Annotated in this window: 3 protein-coding genes and 1 pseudogene; 1 reads left to right on the forward strand and 3 read right to left on the reverse strand. The window is 70.2% G+C overall.

What is annotated here, in order from left to right; translation table 11 throughout:
• The 3 genes and pseudogenes from D180_RS10550 to D180_RS23465 form a co-directional block, all read right to left on the reverse strand.
• The coding region (locus tag D180_RS10550) for a hypothetical protein (protein ID WP_043090799.1) at nt 1-193 on the reverse strand (193 nt) is incomplete at its 3' end.
• A 218-nt stretch (nt 194-411) separates the two neighbouring features.
• Nucleotides 412-1,011, reverse strand: a complete 600-nt coding sequence (locus tag D180_RS10555; RefSeq protein WP_017912767.1) for a hypothetical protein — start codon at nt 1,009-1,011, stop codon at nt 412-414.
• A 32-nt stretch (nt 1,012-1,043) separates the two neighbouring features.
• A pseudogene (locus D180_RS23465) lies at nt 1,044-1,517 on the reverse strand (DUF4291 family protein).
• 488 nt (nt 1,518-2,005) lie between these two features.
• On the opposite strand from D180_RS23465, the gene D180_RS10565 reads away from it, so the two are divergent.
• The coding region (locus D180_RS10565; protein ID WP_017912769.1) for a DUF763 domain-containing protein at nt 2,006-2,772 on the forward strand (767 nt) is incomplete at its 3' end.

The following is a 2,772-nucleotide window of genomic DNA, read 5'->3' on the forward strand; positions in this document are numbered from 1 at the left end:
TCTGCTGCGCCGAACCGAACAGGGTGAGCTGCCCGGCCTTCTCTTCCGGCGTCATCCGCGCGATCAGCGCATCGATGAAGGCCGGCGTCTTCGCTGGCGTGCGCGGCAGGGCCAGGCCCATCGGCACGTGCGACAGCAACGCGAACGAACCGGCGCCGAGCAACAGCCCGCGCCGCGTGGTACGAAACGTCATCGGCAAATCCCCTGTTTGGACCCCGATGGTCACGCTACCTCATCGGGAGCGAGAAGTTGTGATGCGGTGCACGATAACCGTGGGTCGGCAGGCGCGCTCCCTGGAACATCACCGTGCAGCCGCGTGATCGCGATGGGGCGACCGGCAGGGGCGATGCCGTCGCCAACGTGGGCGTAGACGTCGCGCTTGGCGCAGCCGCGCCTTGCTTGCTCAGCCCGCTACCAACCCAGCGTTTCCAGAAAGCGCGCGGCCTCGACGTCGCTGCCCAGATAGGCGGCCAGCGACGCGGCGACCGCGTTGCGGGCAGTGGCGCACAGCGCGGCGCTGTCGTCGAATGCGGCATCGCCGAGTTCGGCCATGGTGTTGGCCATGGTCGCCAGACCACCGAATGCGATCTCCAGGCTGGCGGCCAGCGGTCGGGGGCGCCATGCGCCGGCCCCGTGGAACGCGAACAGCACGCCGCCGTTGGCGGTGTCGAGGATGACAGGGTCCGCGCCCTGGTCCGCGATCACCAGCCAGTGGTCGCGCCAGGCGGCAATGGGCTTGCCGTCGATCGCGTTCCAGCGGTAGCCGGCCTGCAGCGCCCACAGCTTGCACAACGGCGGAATGTCGAGCGGGTTGCCGCCGAGTTGCAGCGACAGGCCGGTCGGGCCGGTCGGGCCGGCCGTGGCGTCGTGGATGTCGCCCCATGGCCCCACCTGCGCATAGAAGTCGGCGAGCACCTGTGGCAGCGGCAGCGTGCCCTGCCAGTCGGATGCAGGTTGCGGACGCAGTTCGCCCCAGGAGGCGAGCAGCGTGCGGAGGGTGGCGTAGGACATCGGGCGTGTGGCGATAGTCGATGTGAGGCGCATTATGCCCGGCGCGTGTCGTGCGCCGTGTGCATGATGCCGTGCCGGCAGCGCTTGCAACGGGCACCTGGCGCGTGCGGCGCTGCGGCCGACGACAGGGCTGGTTGTCCAGCCCGATGTTCTGCGCCGCGCTGGCTTGCGGCACGTGGACCAGCTCGTGCGGCACCTGCCGCGACGCTGTCGGGGTCCCAATGCAGGCGCACATCGGACCGCTGGACCGCGTCTTTCCATGCGGCCTGACTGGCGAAGCGCGCCGGATCGAAGTTCGACGGGGCCGTGGCACGCAGTAGGGGGTCGAAGCAGGCGCGTGGCAGCAGGATCGCCAGGATCCGCTCCTGTCATTGCTTCCGCGCCCAACCGGCGCGGGACATCATCCACAGGAAATTCGGCTTGATCCAGCTCATCCGGTCGTAGCTGAACTCGCCGCCGAAGCGCCGGTGGTCCAAGGCGAACGGCGTAATCGCAGGGCGATCCACCTGGTAGACATCGATCGCATCGGTGTCTAAGCACGACAGGACGTCACGGCACTGGCGCGGCCAGGTGAGCTGCAAGGCAGCGCAAGGAAGGGGATGCAGCGTCGCGCAGCCTACGTCGTCGCAGCAACGTCGTCGATCCGCTGCCGCGTCTCTCGTATCGGCTGGATGCCGCGCGATGCGTTCGCCTGGATCGGGACGCCAGCCGTAACGCCTCCTCTCAGGGCTGAAGCCTCGATGGCAGGCGCGCTTGCGCGGAGGTGCTTGCCGCCGTGAGAGCGGCGCTGACTTCCTGTGGGATCCAGTTGCCCGCCGGCGTCGTCGAAAGGCATGCCCAGCGGGACACGCAACGAGCAGGGCCGATCCATGCAGCGCCCTGGGTGCTTTCGCGCGTGCGGCCGCACTGAATCACTCAGCCTGCGCTCGCCTCCAGACTCGCGCGCTGAGACCCGCACTGGCTACCCTGGTGCACCCCGTTCCTCGGAGCCCCCATGAGCCGACGTTCCGGCAGCGCCGATCTGCCCCTGCACGGCGGTCGCGTGCCGCACTGGCTGGGCGCGCGCATGACCCGGCTCGGCGCGGTGATGTGCCAGGCCATCGTGCACAGCTATGGCCGCGACGAATTGCTGCGGCGCCTGGCGCATCCGTTCTGGTTCCAGTCGCTGGGGGCGGTGATGGGCATGGACTGGCATTCCTCCGGCATCACCACCAGCGTGCTGGGCGCGCTCAAGCGCGGCCTGGCGCCGCTGTCCGGCGAACTGGGCATCCACGTGTGCGGCGGCCGCGGGCGGCATTCGCGGGCCACGCCGGACGAGCTGCAGGCGGTGGGCGATCGCACCGGCCTGGACGGCACGGACCTGGCGCGGGTCAGCCGCCTGGTGGCCAAGGTCGACAGCGCCGCGGTGCAGGACGGCTTCGACCTGTACCTGCACGGCTTCATCGTCAGCGACGACGGGCGCTGGGTGGTGGTACAGCAGGGCATGCACGGCGCGCGCAAGCAGGCACGCCGCTACCACTGGCTGTCGGAAGGCCTGAGCAGCTTCGTCGATGCACCGCATGCGGCGATCGACGGCCCGCGCCAGGGCCGCATCGTCAATCTCGCCGATCATCGCGCCGCCGCCGCGCGTGCGGCGCAGGTGGAACTGCTGCAGACGCTGGCACCGGAGCGCATCGCCCGCGAATACGCCGCGCTGGAGGCCGCGCAGACGCCGGCATCGGCCGCGGCGCCGACCCACGCCGCGCAGGGGCGGGGCGCCAC

It is taken from the genome of Xanthomonas sp. SHU 166, assembly GCF_000364685.1.
Lineage (GTDB): Bacteria > Pseudomonadota > Gammaproteobacteria > Xanthomonadales > Xanthomonadaceae > Xanthomonas_A > Xanthomonas_A sontii.

Coding starts and splice junctions, on each gene's coding strand:
- D180_RS10555 (WP_017912767.1), bottom strand. CDS start 1,011: ATGTCCTACGCCACCCTCCGCACGCTGCTCGCCTCCTGGGGCGAACTG.